This window comes from Corynebacterium sp. CCUG 51687 (assembly GCF_024453995.1).
Classification (GTDB): domain Bacteria; phylum Actinomycetota; class Actinomycetes; order Mycobacteriales; family Mycobacteriaceae; genus Corynebacterium; species Corynebacterium pseudogenitalium.
Map to the genome: position 1 here is coordinate 142,576 of NZ_JAGPYT010000003.1, position 18,461 is coordinate 161,036.

General features: G+C 50.4%; 12 protein-coding genes. 8 read left to right on the forward strand and 4 right to left on the reverse strand.

The features are described 5' to 3' along the window. Nucleotides 1-45 precede the first annotated feature (45 nt). Nucleotides 46-1,386: a glycosyltransferase family 4 protein gene (locus tag KBX13_RS04310; RefSeq protein ID WP_256020886.1), complete on the forward strand. Its 1,341-nt coding sequence runs from the start codon at nt 46-48 to the stop codon at nt 1,384-1,386. Here KBX13_RS04310 and KBX13_RS11505 read toward each other — a convergent pair. Further along, nucleotides 1,354-1,761 carry a hypothetical protein gene (locus KBX13_RS11505; protein ID WP_256021064.1) on the reverse strand — a complete coding sequence of 136 codons (408 nt, stop codon included), beginning with the start codon at nt 1,759-1,761 and terminating at the stop codon, nt 1,354-1,356. The two genes, KBX13_RS04310 and KBX13_RS11505, sit on opposite strands and share 33 nt — an antisense overlap. Here KBX13_RS11505 and KBX13_RS04320 point away from each other — a divergent pair. The 4 genes from KBX13_RS04320 (at nt 1,753) to KBX13_RS04335 (ending at nt 8,122) form a co-directional block, all read left to right on the forward strand. Further along, nucleotides 1,753-2,919 carry a glycosyltransferase family 4 protein gene (locus KBX13_RS04320; protein WP_256021061.1) on the forward strand — a complete coding sequence of 389 codons (1,167 nt, stop codon included), beginning with the start codon at nt 1,753-1,755 and terminating at the stop codon, nt 2,917-2,919. The two genes, KBX13_RS11505 and KBX13_RS04320, sit on opposite strands and share 9 nt — an antisense overlap. A 96-nt stretch (nt 2,920-3,015) precedes the next feature. Beyond that, nucleotides 3,016-3,909, forward strand: a complete 894-nt coding sequence (locus KBX13_RS04325; RefSeq protein WP_256020888.1) for an ABC transporter permease — start codon at nt 3,016-3,018, stop codon at nt 3,907-3,909. Beyond that, nucleotides 3,893-4,702, forward strand: coding sequence for an ABC transporter ATP-binding protein (locus KBX13_RS04330; protein ID WP_256020889.1), 810 nt, complete (start codon nt 3,893-3,895; stop codon nt 4,700-4,702). The genes KBX13_RS04325 and KBX13_RS04330 overlap by 17 nt, the downstream gene beginning before the upstream one ends. Nucleotides 4,703-4,714: 12 nt before the next feature. After that, the gene (locus tag KBX13_RS04335; protein ID WP_256020891.1) at nt 4,715-8,122 is read left to right on the forward strand and encodes a CDP-glycerol glycerophosphotransferase family protein; all 3,408 of its coding nucleotides are present in this window, start codon (nt 4,715-4,717) and stop codon (nt 8,120-8,122) included. Here the strand turns inward: KBX13_RS04335 and KBX13_RS04340 are convergent. Beyond that, nucleotides 8,119-10,089 (reverse strand): glycosyltransferase, encoded by a 1,971-nt coding sequence (locus tag KBX13_RS04340; protein WP_256020892.1) that lies wholly within the window; start codon nt 10,087-10,089, stop codon nt 8,119-8,121. The two genes, KBX13_RS04335 and KBX13_RS04340, sit on opposite strands and share 4 nt — an antisense overlap. A 236-nt stretch (nt 10,090-10,325) precedes the next feature. Between KBX13_RS04340 and tagD the strand changes: the two genes are divergently transcribed. From tagD to KBX13_RS04355, 3 genes are all read left to right on the forward strand, one after another. Then, complete coding sequence (gene tagD, locus KBX13_RS04345; RefSeq protein ID WP_070362118.1) at nt 10,326-10,718, forward strand: glycerol-3-phosphate cytidylyltransferase; 393 nt, start codon at nt 10,326-10,328, stop codon at nt 10,716-10,718. Between the two features lie 152 nt (nt 10,719-10,870). Next, a complete protein-coding gene (locus KBX13_RS04350) occupies nt 10,871-14,701 on the forward strand; it encodes a CDP-glycerol glycerophosphotransferase family protein (RefSeq protein WP_256020894.1) in 3,831 nt (1,276 codons plus the stop codon). 35 nt (nt 14,702-14,736) lie between these two features. Then, nucleotides 14,737-15,426, forward strand: coding sequence for a glycosyltransferase family A protein (locus tag KBX13_RS04355; protein ID WP_256020897.1), 690 nt, complete (start codon nt 14,737-14,739; stop codon nt 15,424-15,426). Between the two features lie 423 nt (nt 15,427-15,849). Here KBX13_RS04355 and wecC read toward each other — a convergent pair whose 3' ends face one another. Both wecC and wecB read right to left on the reverse strand, forming a co-directional pair. After that, entirely contained in the window at nt 15,850-17,121 is a 1,272-nt protein-coding gene (wecC, locus tag KBX13_RS04360) for a UDP-N-acetyl-D-mannosamine dehydrogenase (RefSeq protein WP_256020898.1), read from the reverse strand. 73 nt (nt 17,122-17,194) lie between these two features. Continuing rightward, nucleotides 17,195-18,352 (reverse strand): non-hydrolyzing UDP-N-acetylglucosamine 2-epimerase, encoded by a 1,158-nt coding sequence (gene wecB, locus KBX13_RS04365; protein WP_256020900.1) that lies wholly within the window; start codon nt 18,350-18,352, stop codon nt 17,195-17,197. Nucleotides 18,353-18,461 lie beyond the last annotated feature (109 nt).

An 18,461-nucleotide genomic window follows, 5' to 3' on the forward strand; every position in this document is an offset into this window, starting at 1 on the left:
CACGCCGATATTGCGATGACTGTTGGTGCACTCTGTGAGAAGGGAATGAAGTTGGCTCGTATTTTGGTGCTATCGCATTATTGGGCGCCAGAAAATGGGGTCCCACAGCGGAGGTGGACGTGGCTCACTGAGATGCTGCACGAGCAGGGGCATTCCGTCAGTGTCATCGCGCCACCGCCGCATTACAATCGCGTGAATGATTGGGCGGAACGCGCCAAGGACGCAAGAGTGCGCACTCGGCGCCGCATTCGGGGGGTGAACAAAGTCGAGTGGGGACCATCGGGGGAGCGGATCTTTCGGACACAGTATCTGACTGGTGGCTCCGGGCTGACAGCGAAGGCTTTGAACCAAGGATTTGTTGCGCTCTCGACGCTGCTGAAAGTCGCCAAACAGCGCGATAAGGCGGAGGATGCGACGCCTGATCTCATCATTGGTACGGTTCCTGCGCTGCCTACGGCATTCATTACTCCGCTCGCTGCGAAGCTGCTTGGAGTGCCGTATGTGATTGATTTGCGGGATGCCTGGCCGGATTTGTTGAAGTACTCGAATGACTGGAACTCTGGACTGGGTGAATCTTCGTGGCGGGAACGAATCTTTGGTAAAGGACCAAAGCAGGTTGTGATCGCCATTGTTTCGCACTTGTTGAAGAAGTCGTTGCGCAACGCTGCCGGTGTGATTGTTACCGCCGATGATTTGGGGGAACAGCTTCAGACAAAGCTAGCTCGCAGAGGCGCAGGCGTTCCGGTGAACGTTTGTACCGTGCGAAATGTGTTTCCAGTCAAAAGCGCATTTTCAAGGGAACATGCAACCTCTGTGCACCATGTGGATAGTGAACGCCCGTACCTCAATGTGTTGTACGCCGGCACGTTAGGTCGAGCCCAAAAACTTGGCAATGCGATCGAGGCAGCAGAGATAGCCCACCGACAAGGTGTTGATGTGCACTTGAAGCTCATCGGCGCTGGAGTGACCAAAGAAGCTCTGCAAAACCAAGCACGGGAACTCGACGCGGATATCGAAATTCTGCCTAGGACCTCAGCAGATGCGCTCGAGCAGTACTATGCCTGGGCTGATACCGCACTAGTACATCTTGCTGATTGGGCACCGCTACAGCGCGCAGTGCCTTCGAAAACGTACGAGCTCATGGAAGCCGGGATCCATATCAGTGGGGCAGTGGACGGCGAGCCTGCTCGTCTAATCGAACAGCTGCACGCGGGACATACTGTGCCGGCCGAGGATCCACAGGCACTGGCACAGCTCTGGGTACGGCTGGCACATAACCGGGAGCAATTGGAAGTCCCGAGTAATGCGGCTCAGTGGGTAGTTCACGAGCGAGACGTCGCGAGTCCAGCCGCGCTACAGAAGTTTCTCGACGCCCTCTCGAACTAAGGCAGTACCGTGAAATCGTTGCTCAAACTTGCGTATCTGCGCCAAGCCATTTTTACTGCGGGATTTATCGCGCAGCAGTGCAGAACTGACGCTGATGCGTTTGCACGCAACGTAGCGCAGCGGCTCAAGCACGTTCAGATCGTGGGTCCGGTACTGCAACCTCGTGTGCTTTCGGATCAAGATGGCGATCGACAGGACATGGCGAAGGCTGCTCGTCATGCTTTCGAATCTGGTAATTTCTCGGAAGCCATCGACTTGCTCGCAGGCAGTCGACGTCACCGGCTGACACGCCAACGTTATGAGTTTGAGCGGGCGAGACTGCATCAAGGCATTGAGTCGTCCTTGCCGCTGCGCGGTGCGGAACGCGTGTTTCACTACTTGACCAACTCGTTGCCACACACAAGCGCGGGATACTCGCTGCGAAGCCACGCAGTACTGCAATGCATGCAGTCCGCGGGCATTCAGATAGCAGCTGCGACGCGGTACGGATATCCGAATATTGTTGGAAAGCTAGCTGCCGGTGAGCATGAGCGTGTAGATAGTGTTGATTATTTTCGGATGCTGCCCTTGTGGCCATCGAACTCCTTTTTTACACAGCAAGACCGAGCTGTAAAACAGCTAGTACGGTATGCAGGGAAGTTCGGTGCTGAAGCACTGCACACTACGACGGGGTTTGAAAATGCCTTGATCGTCAGCCGCGCAGCAAAACGGCTCGGCATCCCGTGGGTGTACGAGATGCGGGGCGCACCGGAACAAACATGGCTTTCAAAGCAGCCAACGGACAAACGCGAGACTGCGAAGCAATCTGAGTACTACCAAGCGGCACACCGCCAGGAACTCGAGGCGGCTCGTCAGGCAGCTGCAGTGGTGGTGCTGAGCGAGATTACAAAACGGTCTCTGATTGAGCGCGGAATTAGTGCTGAAAAGATTGTGGTTGCGCCGAACGGCGTGCCCGATGACGTGTTTCAGCGCCGCGATTCGAAGCTTGAACTACGCCGGGAGCTGCGCCTTCCCGAGGGCAAGACGCTTGTGGGAGCCATCACCGCAGTTGTCGACTACGAAGGTCTGGAGTACTTCCTCGAAGCACTCACAAAGCTCGATGAGTCTTTCTTGGGTGTCGTAGTGGGAGATGGGGTAGCGCTGGAGGGGCTGAAGGAACAGGCTCAATCGCTAGGCATTGAACAGCGAGTGCGTTTCGTCGGCCGGCAGCCTGCGAGCAGCATCCACAAATGGTACGGGGCGCTCGACGTCTTCGTAGTGCCGCGCAAGGACACTGTCGTGTGTAGGAACGTGACTCCTATTAAGTCGGTGATGGCACAGGCACTCGACATCCCTGTTGTTGCTTCTGATCTACCGGCGCTTCGCGAAGTGACCGGTGGTATAGAAACGTACGTGGAACCGGAGAACGCGATGTCGTTGGCGGAGGGAATCCGCGTCGCGGCAAGCCTCGAACATGACGAAAGGCGTACATTATGGGCATGTACCAGAGCCTGGTCGGCTGTGGCGCACCAATACTCCACGCTATACAAGTAGCGAACAAAATAGCGTTGCTACTGCGTGCTTACTAAGCTGTAACAGTTAGGCTTTGAATGACGGAGAGTTGTTGCACCGCCAGTGGAAGGATTGTTGATGAGTCTTGATACGAACAGTGACGAAGAGAGTCACCAGCCTTCCAACACTGTCGTTGTGGATACGTCGTCGTTGAAAAAGCTTTCAGCGCGGCCGCCTATCGGGCAGTACATTGCTGAGATCTGGCAGCGACGCTACTTCCTGCACGCAGATGCCACCGCGAAGGCGTTTCGCACGCCACGTGACGTCTGGATGGGCAAAGTCTGGCTTATCATTTCGCCATTGATTGACGCGATGATGTACGCCGTAATTTTCGGTTTAATCATTCGCACGAGTAATGGTATCCAGAATTTCCCTGGGTATGTGGTGCTCGGTGTCACGGTCTTCCAAATTTTCCAGAAGTACATCACCGACGGTAATGATTTGGTGAAGAAACAGCAGAATCTGATCAAGTCATTCATGTTCCCACGTGCGGCGCTGGTGCTTTCGCAGAGCTTGCGGCTGTTCTATTCGACGATGCTACCTGTGGGAGTTGCGACGGTCTTTACCCTGTTAACGCAGATCCACGAGCCGTTGCACTGGACGATCATCTTTCTCATTCCGCTTTTCTTCCTAGCACACATTTTCGGTACGGGCATCATGTTCATCGTTGCGCGTGTCACCGCCTTTTATCCGGACGCAGAAATTATCTTCCGCCTGGGTCAGCGTTTCTGGTTCTACAGTTCCGGTGTGTTCTTCTCCGTTGAACGTTTTGTCCACCAGCCGGTGCTGAAAGACGTCATGGAAAATAATCCTGGATACCAGTTCCTGATGGCCGCTCGTAATTGTGTTATGTATGGTCAGGTGCCGTCGATGGATCTCTGGGGGCCGATCATTATATGGTCGTTTGCCACCTTCGCTGTTGGATTCCTTTTCTTCTGGAGGGCGGAAGAGCGCTATGTCACAGTCAAATAGCAACGACAGCGCGATGGTTCCTTCGATCGTGCTTCAGAACATCACCATGGACTACCCAGTGAAGTCTGAGGAAAAGCGCTTCGGCTGGGACACAGTTCGCGCACTCGATGGCATCAACCTCGTGATGTATGAAGGGCAGTCGGTTGGGTTCTTCGGCCAAAACGGCTCTGGGAAGTCGACCATGATGCGGATCATCGCTGGGGCTGAGCGGCCGTCGAGCGGTGAAGTGCGAGTGAAATCTCAACCGACGCTCATGGGCGTGCGTGCTGCGCTGCAGCCGCGACTGTCTGGTGCGAAGAACATTCGGATCGGCTGCCTTGCAATGGGGATGACGCCTGAAGAAACCGAGGCTGCATTCCCTGGGATCATCGAGCTGGCTGATATCGGAGATGCGATCGACCGTCCGATGAACACGTATTCCTCCGGGCAGGGAGCACGCCTGGGATTTTCGATTGGGCTGGCAACGAACCCCGAAATTCTCATCGTTGACGAGACTCTCTCTACTGGCGATGCGGCGTTCGCACAACGGGCAGAAGCAAAGATGCAGGCGTTGATTGATAGTGCTGGCACCGTCTTACTTGTTTCGCATTCACCGAAACAGCTGGAGGCAATGTGTGATCGGGGAGTGTGGATTCACGAAGGAAAGATCATCGCTGATGGTGACGTGGAGGGGGTTTCGGCAAAGTACCAAGAGTGGGTCAAGCTGAAAGGGGCGAATGATTTCGCTGCCGCGGACGAAGTCATCGAACAGGTTCGGTTGGGATATTCTAGCCCCAACATTGTTTTTAAGTAGCGGAGAACACGAGTGGGATTGGGAAACATCCGGACAGCGCTTTCGTATGCGCATGATGCGCGCGCGTGGCTGAGGCAGGCTCGCCACGCGGGAAATTGGGTGCATACGAAGGCGGCAAAGGCTCCGATCCTCAGCGTGGTTATCCCTTGTCACAACGCTGCACGCTGGATTGCGACCTTGGTGCACTCGGTTCAATCACAAGGCATCGATGAGCTCGAAATTCTGGTAGTCGATGATGCATCGACCGATGCTTCCAGAGCTATCTTGAATTCGCTTGCGCTGCTCGACAAACGGATCAAGATCATCGACGGTGAAGGGCGTGGCCCCGGTGCGGCTCGCAATCTCGCGATACAGCAGGCACAGGGAGAGTTTCTCACTTTCGCCGATGCTGATGACATCGTGCTTCCAGGTGCGTACTCTTCAATGCTTGATTCGTTGAAAACAACGGGAAGTGACTTTGTCTTTGGTGGGTACGTTCGCCATAAGGGCAGCTCGGTTTCGCGCCCCCAGATTGTTGAGGCGACGCACCGAGAAGATTTAGCAAATGCGACTGCGGAAACGTTTCCTCAGGCGTTTGAGGAACCAGTGCTGTGGAACAAGATTTTCCGCACCGACTTCTGGAATACACGCGTCGGACCAATTCCCGAGGACGTGAACTATGAGGACCAACCTCCAGTGCTGCGAGCGATCTGTGCAGCAACTTCATTCGATGTGCTGAAGCGGGATGTGTATTCGTGGAGGATGTCTGAAGTAGGCACATCACGGTCGAATGACAAGGCGGTTCTACAGGATGTTCAAGATAGAGCGATTGTTACTCGGCAAATGTGGGTTGAGGCTTTTCAGCTAGGAGCGCCTGGTGAGCTCCTAGAGTTCATGTTGGAGCGGTTTATCGCACGGGACATGTATTTGTTCGCTGTTCATCTGCCACACAAAGCGCCTGGGGATCCGTACAGAGAAGTCATGCGAAACTTAACCAGCGAGATGGCTGGGTGGTCCCGGGACTTTCCGGGAGTGCTTCGTCGAATCCCCATACAGCGGCGCACACTGTTCTGGGCTTTGGCTCACGGAACGGATGCGGATGTCAATGAAGAGTTAGGTTTGCGTCTGGATCTCAAACACAGGTATGCATTCGGTCCAGATGGGGCATTGCTTCCTTCTTGTACTCCAGACATTGAGGGTCTTCCTAAGGAATTGCTCCAGGCAGAACCGATAGATGTACCGGTACATGCTGTAGTCCAAGAATTGCGCTGGACAGGGCCATACGACGTGTCTGTTCAGATCAGAGCTTTCATGGTGGGCGTTAACAGCGCGGAAACAGAGATTGCCATTTATGCGCTTGAAAACAAAGGAGAGTTACCTCCCGTTCCGCGGATTGAGGATTTGGACGGAGCAATACGGTTGGATACTCGGCGAACTGCCGATACCCGCAACAATGCTGAAACCCAAGACCCTTGGTTTGATCGGGAACGCGATTCGTACGAGTTTTCTCTAGACCTTCGGCAACACCAGCATCTTGGCATCCTGGTGGTCGCTCGGTGGAACGGCATCGTTTTGATTGATTATTTGAAGCAGAGTAGAGAACCAGCTACAAGGGGCGCTGGACCAGTTGGAAACCAAGAACGATGGTACGTTCAGTCTGAGCGTGCACCCGGAGGACCACGATTTGAACTGCGTCGTCGCCAAGTACAACCTGATGCACTGCTGCTTAAGAAGTGGCGTGCAAGTCTTTTAGCGCTTTATGGGGCGACCACAGGCTTCGGGACTGCTAGTTCGGAAGTGACTGATTTTGTACGTTATTTGAGACCAACCGGTTATCGTGCCCTGTTGGGGTGGTCGAGAAGGACGCCATTACAGATTGGAAGGCGAACTACTGAGTATGTATCTATATCCGAAGACAATGCAGATGACTTTGCCAGCACTGTTATTCGCTCGACGCCGGATGGGCATGCATACATCGATCAGAAATTAATCCGAGTCGTTGCTGATTCTGCAAGTCTGCATGATGGAGTATTGATAGTTGAAGGCCGGTGCACTTCATCTTCAATAAAACCCACTATTTGGCTTCGCTCGTCTCGCGATGTACTTCTAGGGACGACAACTTGGAATCGTCAAAAGTTCAGGACTCATTTCAAGGTACAAGATGCCCGGGATCGAGCATATTTTCTCAGGTTTTCACTCGTACCGAAAAATCGATCGTCACGTTTCGCTATCGAAGCAGGCGAATTGAGAAGCAACACATTCCTGAATGGTTCTGTGCGCTCAATACGTATCGAACCACGCGAGAATGGTACTACAGCGGTCTACTTTCTCCCTCCGACTACGCTTGCGCATTCAACATCATGGGAAACGTATCAAGGCATTCCAGAACAAACTAAGCCATTGTTGGCCGGAGTATTCTTCGAATCATTCAGCGGGAAAAACACTGCCGATAATCCGGGCGCTATATGCGAATACCTGCTTTCCGTGAATTCTGACTTTCCGATTTGGGTGTCCGTACGCGATGACAGGGTTGTGGTCCCCGACGGCGCTATTCCTGTGATCACTGGCAGTGATGCGTGGTACGACAAACTTACTCGAGCCAAAGTTATTGTCGGAAACGACAACTTCCCACTGTGGTTTCGGAAGCGACCGGGTCAGTATTGGTTGCAAACGTGGCATGGTTGGCCTATCAAGCGGCTGCTCTTTGACGCACACCCTAATTTTGTTGGTCTTTCATATAGGCGTTTGATGAAGCGCCAGGCAAGTGACTGGGACTTGTTGCTTGCACAGTCCGATGAAGCAGCTCAACGAATTGCAGGTTCTGCGTACTACACAGGCCCGGTACTGAAAGGAGAGTACCCGAGGAACCTTGCTCTAGCTCGGGCGATGCAAAAAACAGCAAGCATCAAGGCGAAGCTGGGGATTCCTCCGGGCAAGCGAGTGATTTTATGGGCTCCTACATGGCGTTATTTAAGTGAGGATCTAGCTTTTCCAGCGGATAGGATTGCGAAAGATAATGATGCGGTAGTGCTTGTTCGCGGCCATCATATGAAGGCAGTGCACAAAAAGGGCGAGAACGTGAAAAATGTCAGCTCCTACCCGTGTGTGGAGGAGCTTCTTGCCATTGCAGATCTACTAGTTTCGGACTACTCTTCGATCTTCTTTGACTACGCGCTCACTGGTAAGCCATCGATTGTGTATGCACCGGATTTAGAGGCGTACAAGACTCAAGAGCGCGGGTTCTATAGCGATTGGCCTTATGACTCTGGGCGACCAGTTGCACTCACCACCAAGGAGCTTGAATCAGAAATTACGATGATGCTGAGGCAAACCACGCAGTTCAAATCTGATGAATCAGCTCAGCAAGCTGCGATTCAAAAATCTGTGCTTGAGAATCTTGAGCAGATAGAAACCTGGATAATTCAAATGTTGAAGTCCTAGGCTTCTACATGCGCTTCATTCAAACCAAATGATCGAACTTCACCTTGGGCAATGAACTCTGCATCGGAGAGTTTCCAAGTGTGGTTGTTGCCACGCACCTGGATGAAGTTAAACCGGTCTGCGGAGTAGATGTGTCCATTGGCTGCGAGTATCGATTTGAGAAAGGCGGTATCCTCCCCGGTGGTTCTATCTTCAAATGGGTGTTGCTCAAAAGTTTCGCGCGGTCCGAACAACGTTGGGCCTGCAACGAAATTTGTCCACAGATGCTCTTGGTTAGGTCGACGTAGAACAAGGGCATTAGATCCTTCTACATAGGCATATGCTGCTTGTTTCCCAACGAGATCAGCCCCGCTGTACATCACTGCATTGCGCATGTCCTCGAGGTAGTGCGGCAGATAATAGTCGTCGTCGTCGAACTTAGCTATGAAGTCTCCGCTCGACTGAGAAACTGCCGCATTCAAGCAGTTACCGAGCGACCAAGTTTGAGGCGCTTCCAACTTTGTCACTTTGGAAGGGTCGATGCCCAGGTCGAGGCATAGTTTGTTTAGCTGCGCCTGCTTCAGTTCATAGCCATGTGTTATGAGGATGAGTTCTCGCTCTTCTATTGACTGCCTTGCAAACTGACCCAATAAATGTGGCATATTGTCTGGCCGGTTGGATGAACAAATGACTGATACGAGGCCGGACGAGCGAGAAGGGGTTTGAAGCCCAATAGCAGTGAAAAGCTGCTTTGTTCGGTGACTGTAGCAGTGTTCGTTCCAAATGGTTCGTTGGGCACGGTGTACCATTTTTTCGCGGTACTCGGGAGAATTAATCAGTGTAGTGATTGATGCAGCAGCTTCTTCCACAGACTGCACCTCTGCCAAAGTATCGGGACAGAAAAAATTCGTTGTTGCTGGGCTCGGGGTAGTGACGACTGCAGCACCACTAGCTGGAAGCTCAAATAACCGCCGGGCACACATCGAAGGGCTAGTGACCACTGAGTTCACGTTCAAGAACACTTTGTGTTCCTTGTTCGCGGAGAGCATTCGCTCCGGTGGCAAGCTCCCTACGATGTATCGGCGCATCTGCTTCGGGAAACGGTATCGTTTGTCCACGTTTCCAAGCCGAGAGAAGATGCAGAAGTTGAACCCGTTCTTTGACGCCGCGGTGGCAGCTGCCTCAAGGAGGAGATCGAGCTGTTGGCGGCGCTCCGGATATTTGTGATTGAAGTAAGTGCCCGCAAAAGCAATATCACCACGTTGCCAACGCTTATCCCGGATACCTGGCATATTTGGCTGGTTACGAGCAGGGTTATGAATTGCAGGTTGAGCCGCAAACGGCATGACTCCTACGACAGCATCCGGCGCGATCTCACGGTACCGTTCAACCATGTCCGAATCGGTGGTGAAGATGTAATCGAACAGCGACGCGGTGGTAATGAAGTCATCAAAATGTGCAGGGTCTTCTTTGTTCCAGAAGACGGTGGGAATCTTTCTAGCATTGCACCAATGAACCAATCTTGCGATTGCGTGATCAGCTTCAGATGCCGTATTCAAACGACTTCGCCAGCTGCCGTGATTTCCCGAATGTGCTGATTCTACAAGCAGAAAGTCCACGTTCTGATTTTCTAGCTCGATCTCCCAATTATCGGGAGTAGGTACTATCACTTTAAATTCTTCAGACCAGCAGGCTAGTGAAAAATCATCAAGTATCACGGCGCCGGTATATTTCGAAGAATGCTGGTTAAAGGACCTTGAGATGAACTTTGGGCTGGATTCAGGAGAAAAGGCCGCTGACCCTAATTGGGATTGACCAAGGAAAAAGCTTCGTCGGAGGCGGTAAGGAAAGTTGAGCTTCGAAGCACTTTTCTCCAGTTCACTCGATGCTCTATTTGCCAGATACTCAAAATCACCATGCAGGGCTAGTTTAAAAACAGTCCGGACTTTTTTTACGGTAGGGTTCAAATTCATCTCGTGTTTTGCCACTGAAGCGTATCCTTAACAAAATTTGACGGTGTTGATCGTACTCGTAGACGTGGGCAACAATAACGGGTTTTATCCTAATTCGCATCGGTAGCTTGCAGATTTAGTGGACCTTTGCCAAGTTAAGCAAGTTTGAATCTTGAGGGTCATTTAGACAATTTTCTAGGGAGATCGGCTGGTCGGAAAAGGCGTTTACGCGCAAATCGAGCTAGAGCAAGATTTTTAGTAAAGTAATCTGCATGCGCAGAGTAATAACTTATGGGACTTTTGATTTGCTCCACTATGGACATATTCGACTTCTAAAAAGAGCTAAGGAGTTAGGCGATTACCTAATCGTTGCTATTTCGACAGACGAGTTTAATGAAGGTAAAGGTAAGTCGGCGTACTTCTCCTTCGAAGAGAGAAAAGGCATGCTCGAAGCTCTCCGATTCGTTGATCTTGTTATACCTGAGAATGATTGGCGACAAAAACCGGACGATATCAAAAATTACCACGTAGACGTTTTTACGATGGGAGACGATTGGGCTGGAAAATTTGACGAGCAACTCGAAGGTCTTTGTGAAATAGTCTACTTACCGCGAACACCTAGCATTTCTACCACGCAAATTAAAAATGAACTTTCTAAAAAGTAGCCACGGTCCGGCAGATCGGCGGCATTTCATCTCATGAACACCGCTTTTGTAATCAGAGTACCTGGCGAGTTTTGGAAGCAAAACTGCATTACTCAATAGATTCTAGGCAGCAGCGAGCGCATGAAACTAGGGTAGAAACTTAAATGGTAAAAATGAAGAACATCATCTCAGAAATGAAGAACATCCGTCTCAAATCTAAAAGTATTGAAGATAAAGCCAAGGATGCCCTGTCTAGTGACACTGCAGTGAATGCTGCCAAGTATTTGACACCATTTGCACCATCAGCAGCACGCGAAGTTACTGTCAAGTACTTCGATAAAGTTCATGAAGAAGAAATAGCCATCGCCGAGGCAGCTAGGTGGACAAGGGAGCAAAAGACGAATCCTGAAGCGTGGAGACGCTTTGGCTTCCTACTCCAAAAAGCAAAACGATTCGAAGAGGCCATTGAAGCTTACGAAAAAGTTTTGTTGTATTCTCCAAAGTCTGACCTGACTTCTCGAGACTTTGCTTTCTATAATCAAGGGCTTTCGGACGAAGCGCTGGGACGTTACACGTCAGCAATCTCGAAATTTTGGGAGATAAGTGAAGACTCGCCGTTAAGAAACAAAGCGCTATTGAGAATTACTGCGTGTCTAGATAATAGTGGCGCATCACTGGCAGATAAGCGAGTGGCTCTTACTCAAATAGCTTCTGAAATACAGGTTTTAAAGATACATGAAGATCTCGCCAAAATTGAAAATCTACTAGGTAATGATGATAGAGCGTTACGAGTTCTTGAAGAGGCTGATAGTTTCCAGCCACTAACCTCTGGCGCGCTCTACCTGAAAGCTCAACTTTTAGAAGCGGCTGGAGAGATTAGCAAAGCTAAACGCGAATATGATCGCGCACTTGCACGCCTGCCCAAGAACAAGAAAAATTATGGATTGGGTGCCCTGCACTCTCACCATAGGAACTGGGGCGCTGCACTTGATGCGTTTGATAGTGAAGCAGCAATACGAGATATCAGTCCAGATGACTTTCTATATGAGAAGGGAGTTGCTGCAGAAAGTGCGGATCAGTGGGAAGCCGCGGTCGGGAGCTATAGCGCAGCACTAGTTTTTAACAGTAATAGACGATATACCGCATTCAGACTCGCGGTTTCCCTTGAACGATCTGGCGAAATCAATCAAGCAGTTGAGGCGTACCAGTATTCGGCGAGCATCAATGGACAGGATAAGCATGGGGCGTTTTATCATGCAGGTAGACTGTTGAATTCGCTGAAGGAGCATCAACAAGCCTGTTTGTGTTTCTTCAATGATCCGCTAGGCGATGATTGGCGTATTTTCTTCCAGGATCACGAGATAGTCCGCGCTAGCAACTTTCCTGGGATTTCTGGAATCATTCGTGACCAATCGAAACTCAATCTTTTTGAGTTGGAAGCCAAATTGCGGTATTTACTCCAGCTTGGAGAGTACGAGCCTGCACTGAAGCTCGCAAAAGAATTGGTGTTCAGAAACGCTAATCATTCCCCTTCAGGCTGCTGGCTGGTTGGCTCACTACTCTATCGCTTGGGAAAGTACGAAGACGCATGTCGCTACTATCTGCGTATGCGCGTTCCGCGCTGCCCGTATATTGAGCGCACCCCTAAGCCAAAGAATGGCTTGCCTAGTAGGCTTGATGATTACATCGCCTACCGAGAAGGACTACCGATTCAGCCTCATACAGTCCTTTACGAAGTTGGCCATGGATCGAGTATTTCGTGTAATCCCCTGGCAATTTACCGGCGTATGCAGGAAAGGTTTCCCGAGGGTGATTGGCGCCACGTTTGGGTCGTTGATGGCGAGATCCCTGCCCCCAGCGATGTCGCAAATGCAAGGAATGTAGTATTTGTTCAACGGGAAACAGATCGGTATTTTAGGGAACTCGCAACCGCCAAGTACTTAATCAACAACACCTCTTTTGGAAGCTATTTTGTGAGGAGGTCCGGTCAGCGATATGTGAATACGTGGCATGGAACGCCTATTAAAACGCTTGGTGACCAGGTGAAGGGTGAGTTCCTCACATACGGCAACATTTCAAGAAATCTTTTGCAATGTACTGACCTGGCAGTGGGAAATAAGTGGACTGCTGAGGTCATGCTCAAAGATTTTGGGGTCAAGAATCTATTTTCTGGCCAATTGCTAACCGAGGGCGTTGCACGAATTGATGAGCTCGTTACATTGTCGGAGGATGACAAGGAGCAGCTCCGAATTCGACTGGTTGGGGAGGCGGAAGTACGTCCAATTTTGTTGTACGCGCCCACATGGAGAGGGGAAGTCAACACAGACATAGCTGACTCATTCAATCTTGAAGCAGAGCTCCAGGTTATAAAGCTAATGGAAGCTTCAGGCTATCGAGTCTTCTACTCTGCTCATCGCTTCGTTAAGGAACTCGCAGTTGATTCGGAACTTAGTGGATACTTGTTGCCACCAGGTATGAATTCGTATGACGTTATGCCTCTTATCGATGTACTCGTCACTGACTATTCGTCAATCTTTTTTGATTACCTGGCTCTCCGCAAACCTGTAGTCTTCTACACGTATGATCTAGACGAGTACTCAAGCACACGTGGACTATACGACATTAGTTTTCCTGGACCTGTGTGCAGAGATTTGTCTGAGTTTCAGGTAGCGCTTGAGGCACTGCGAGAAGGTGTAGATGAGTTTCAGGCTGAAAGAGAAAAGTTCATAGAAACATATTTGCCGGATGAGGACGGCGGAGCGTGTGACCGAATTATTGATAAAATGATAGCTCCACTGCCGAGACCGAATGCTAATGAGCCTGCATTCGTCTTTCGTCTTTCTTTTCTTCCGAATGGAATCGCTTCATCATTCAGAGCACTAGCCAAGGAGTTGGCTGAGGAGCACGGGAATGGAGCCGTAATAGCGTTTACTGATCGATCTGCCTTGCTTCGCGACGAAACGCGGTTGGAGCAGTTTTCCCTTTTAGACGAGAATATCAGGGTTCTTCCTCGCGCTGGCGGGATTCTTTTGAACGCAGAGGAGAAGTATCTCGATGGTATGCGAAATTCTGGAGATTGGGCCCTGACCACTCGGCAACTTGAGGTGCTTGACGCTGGGTATAGGCGTGAATGGCAACGTAGTTTTGGTGAGTCACGCCCAGAAGCTTCAGTCGAGTTCGATGGGTACACAGGTTTTTGGGCACATATTATGGGTTCAGCACCCGAAAGCACGTCGAAAGTCATCTATTTGCATAATGAAATGGAAGCCGAAAGAAAAACTAAGCACCCGCAGCTGGATGTTGTTTTTGAAGACTACCGTCTTTTCGACCGAGCGATTTCTGTCTCAGAGTCGGTGGCATCTGCAAATGAAGAGTATTTGGCTGGTAAAAAACAGCCATCTGAACATCAACCTCGATTTACGTGGGCAAACAACCTGCTAGATTCAGCTAAAATTGACGCAGCGCTAGAAGCTCCTCTGCCCCGAAAAGTACAGGAGCTAGTCGAAGAGGGTGAGGAATTCATTGTCATCGTCGCCCGACTCTCAATTGAGAAGGCTCATTTGAGGACTCTTGAAGCGTATTCCGAAATACCTAGGGAGGAACGTAAGAAATTAGTTCTCGTTGGAGAAGGGCCGCAGCGACCAGTTCTTGAACAACGGATTAGGGATTTAGGGCTCGAAGATGATGTGTTTTTGGTGGGTTTCTTAAAGAATCCATTGGGGGTAGTGCTTCATGCGCGGGCGTTAGGTTTATTGTCGAAATGGGAGGGGCAAGGGCTGACGCTACTTGAAGCGATGGCCATTGGCGTACCAGTTGTCGCTACTGATATTCCAGGGCCGAGGAGCATTATTTCAGAGTTTGGTGGTTTGATCGTCGAAAATAGTCTGGAAGGCGTAAAGAAAGGCCTACAGTTGATGAGTTCGAGCAACATTACTGCCGTAGACTTTGACTGGAAAGAATACAATCGACAGGCCCTTGCTAAATTCGAGAGTATTTGCGAGTAAACGGTCTTTTTCAAAATGAAGGTGAGCTTTCTGACGTGAGAGTAACTCTTGGTATAACGACTTATGAGGCAAGTGACTATGTCGAACGGTGCATCAAAAGCATTGCTGATCAGCAAAATTTTCCACTAGAAGAGATGGAAGTGCTTATTGTAGATGATGGTAGTTCTGATGACACTGTAGAGAAAGCGAGAAAGGCCATCCAAGAACTTGGCCTTAACGGCAGAGTCCTAGAGCAACAAAATACAGGTAGCCCGAGCACGGGACGCAATCGCATTTTAGACAGTGCAAACGGTGAGTTTCTTTTCTACATCGATGTCGACGACTATTTGGGTGAACATGCTATAAGCTCAATGGTTGAGTTGGCTGACGTTGATAAAGCGGATGTGGTTCTTGGTAAGTTCAAAGGAATCAATCGTGGTGTTCCAAGAGTTCTGTTTAGGAAAACCTTGTCACGGACTGATATTGAATCTTCGCCTCTTGTTGATTCATTGAACGTACTCAAAATGTTCCGGACTGAGTATGCAAGAGGACTTGGATACCGATTTAACCCAACAATCAGCATGGCCGAAGATCATCCGTTCGCACTATCTGCGTATACGCAAACTGACCGTGTTGCCATCCAATCAGACGTAGACTGCTATTATTGGGTCCGACATTTAAGCGAGAAGAGCAAGGCACAACATCTCACTGGACATATTTTACCGGTTGACAAATTTTACAGGTAATTTGATGAAACTTTTGAAATGCTAAACCGGCTTGACCCTGCTTCAACTCCTTTGTTGGAGACCGCAAGGGGTAAATATTGGCACAGGCTACTCTATCTTGACATTCCGAATGAGTTTCGCCGTGCACGCACCCCCGACGACTTTCACTATTCATTGTTAGTTGCAAGTAAGAAGGCGGAAAAATACAGCGCTGCAAAGTACACGGAGTATTACAGCTATGGGACAAGAGCAATGCTTCGAGCGCTAGAGCTAAAAGACGACGTTATGGCTAAAAACCTTGCTAAAATCCTTTAGCAGAAATCGCTGCTGGATGAGTGAATCTTCCAGATACCTGGTGAGGCCATCGCCAGGTGACATGACGCGAGAGTTGTTGGAATTTGCAAGCGATGGGTTTAATTCTGCTCAACGCTCAGATGTATCGCACTAGCTTCTTGTTAGACCCCGGGTATCGATAACGTGAGGGTGTTGAGAGATTTCTTTTGCACTTAGGCGGAATTGATAGTGGTCAACCAAGACGACAAGAACGTCTGCCTGTTCTACGGTTTTTGCAAGGCCCGTGTGACGAATATTCGCTAAACTCCTTAATTGCTGTGGCAATTGACTCAAGTTTGGTTCAACAACATCCACGTGTGTTTCTGGATGCTTCGATGCAATCTGCTGAGCAATCTGTAGAGCGGGGGATTCCCGGACGTCATCGATATCGGGTTTGAATGTAATTCCAAGTATGCCGATACGCGGATACTCAGATTTAGGTTCGATTTCTGCTAACGCAGTGTCAATCTTGGAAAGTACATAATCAGGTTTGGAATCGTTGACTAGCCTGCTTGTTTTGATCAGCTTGGCTTGATCTGGTGCAGAATGGACGATAAACCATGGGTCAACTGCGATGCAGTGGCCTCCGACGCCTGGACCCGGTTGGAGTACATTTACACGCGGGTGCCGATTCGCGAGGGAGATCAGCTCCCAAACATCGATATCCAGTTCATCGCAGATCAATGAAAGCTCATTTGCGAAAGCAATGTTGACATCGCGGAAAGCATTCTCGGTAAGTTTCGCCATTTCTGCGGTTCGTGCATCCGTAGTAAGAACGTCATTTTGGCAGAATCGCTCGTAAAGCTTCTTCGCTCGCTCTGAAGACGTCGGGTTGATACCGCCCACGATTCGCGCGTTAGTTGTCATTTCTTCCATAATCTTGCCCGGGAGCACGCGCTCGGGGGCATGTGCAGCATAAATGCTGTTTCCGTGATCAGGGGACAAAGTCATATCTGCGCGCTCAGACACTAGAAGATCTGCCACTTTTTCGGTTAACCCGGGAGGGCTCGTCGATTCAAGGATGACAAGTTCATCACCCTGGAGTAGCGGAGCAATTGATTTAGCTGCTTCGAAAACGAAGGAGGGATCAACCGATTTGTCTGACGAGAGAGGAGTCGGGACAGAAATGATGTAGACATCTGCAGGCTTGAGCACTGTCCCCACGGACAAAGATTGAGACTCGACTACATTCTTGAGCAATTCGTCGAAACCGGGCTCAACAAAAGGGACCTCGCCTTTCGCGATTGTCGCTACTCGATCCGCGTTGATGTCGTACCCGAAGACCTGCAGGCCTGTGGATGCGAAAAACGCGGCAGTCGGGAGCCCGATATATCCGAGACCGATTACGGCAATGTCGAAGTGGTCGCGTCGATCAACGGTCATGGTGCTCCTCAGCTGGATTGTGGGGTGATGCCGTTGATAGTTTAGCGTGTTTGCCTGCCGAACCTACAAGAGGCTAGAACGATGAGTGAAGCTCAGGTGCCTGAGAATCGATTGTGAGGCTGAATAGGTCACCGAGAGCCTTCACGGTGCGCTCAGCTGCGTGGCCGTCACCGTAAGGATTCACTGCGTTTCTCATAGCGGCATGGGCATCCGGGTTGTCGAGGAGTTCCGTGGCTTCCGAAATGATGGTGTCAGGGTCAGGGCCAATCATCTTCACAACGCCGGCTTCAATGGCCTCTGGGCGCTCCGTTGTGTCTCGGATTAGTAGTGCTGGTAGTCCGAGCGCTGGTGCCTCTTCCTGCACTCCACCAGAATCAGTGATGATGAGGTCAGACTGCTTCATCAGGTGAATGAATTCGTCGTAGGGGAGTGGGCCGGTGGCTACTACGTTTGGGAGATGTTCAACCCCTGGGAGGAGACGTTCCCGAATCCGAGGATTCAAATGCATGGGTACGAAGAAAGCTGTGTCGCTGTACCGCCCTGCAAGGGTCCCGAGGGCGACTCCAATCTTTACGAGAGAATCCAGGTTTTCCCGTCTGTGAGAGGTGAAGATGACTCGGCGGTCGAAGTTACGAAGCGCATCTTCAACTGAGGCGTTAGTAAAGCGGCTTTCTTTTGCTGCAGTCTCAAGCAAAGCGTCAATAACGGTATTCCCGGTGACAACAATCGAGTCTTCCGAAATGCCCTCGGCGATGAGGTTGTTTTTCGCACGGTTCGTCGGAGTGAGGTGCAGCGATGCGATCGCGGAAATGATCTTGCGATTCGCCTCCTCCGGGAATGGGGAGCTCAAGTCGAATGAGCGGAGGCCTGCCTCAACGTGAACGATCTTGGCTTCGCGGTTAAATCCTGCGATGGCAGCGGATGCCGCGGTTGAGGTATCTCCCTGAACGATGAGTGCATCAGGTTTGAACTCTCTCAAAACCTTATCTAGGCGCTTGAGTGCTCGCGACATAATCCGGTTCAGCGGTTGCTTTCTGTGCATCAGGCCGAGATCTATATCCGGCTGAAAACCGAAAAGCTCTGTCACTTGGGCGAGCATTTCGCGGTGCTGCCCAGTGGAGACGACCAGTGACTCAAACTCATCACGAGCGCGCAGTTCCTTAATGACTGGTGCAAGCTTGATGGCCTCCGGGCGTGTACCGTAGACAACCATGATCTTTGCAGGGGTCATCTGGATTCCTTATCTGGCTCTAGAAACTGCTGAATTTGCTGATACCTTAACTGTTTGATGGTAGCAACTGTAAGGGCCGTTTCAAATTGCTTTGGGCATGTTGTAATGT

Excerpts from the sequence above, each read along its gene's own strand:
- KBX13_RS04310 (WP_256020886.1), top strand. The coding sequence starts at position 46 with ATGAAGTTGGCTCGTATTTTGGTGCTATCGCATTATTGGGCGCCAGAA.
- KBX13_RS04325 (WP_256020888.1), top strand. The coding sequence starts at position 3,016 with ATGAGTCTTGATACGAACAGTGACGAAGAGAGTCACCAGCCTTCCAAC.
- KBX13_RS04330 (WP_256020889.1), top strand. The coding sequence starts at position 3,893 with ATGTCACAGTCAAATAGCAACGACAGCGCGATGGTTCCTTCGATCGTG.
- tagD (WP_070362118.1), top strand. The coding sequence starts at position 10,326 with ATGCGCAGAGTAATAACTTATGGGACTTTTGATTTGCTCCACTATGGA.
- KBX13_RS04350 (WP_256020894.1), top strand. The coding sequence starts at position 10,871 with ATGAAGAACATCATCTCAGAAATGAAGAACATCCGTCTCAAATCTAAA.
- wecC (WP_256020898.1), bottom strand. The coding sequence starts at position 17,121 with ATGACCGTTGATCGACGCGACCACTTCGACATTGCCGTAATCGGTCTC.
- wecB (WP_256020900.1), bottom strand. The coding sequence starts at position 18,352 with ATGACCCCTGCAAAGATCATGGTTGTCTACGGTACACGCCCGGAGGCC.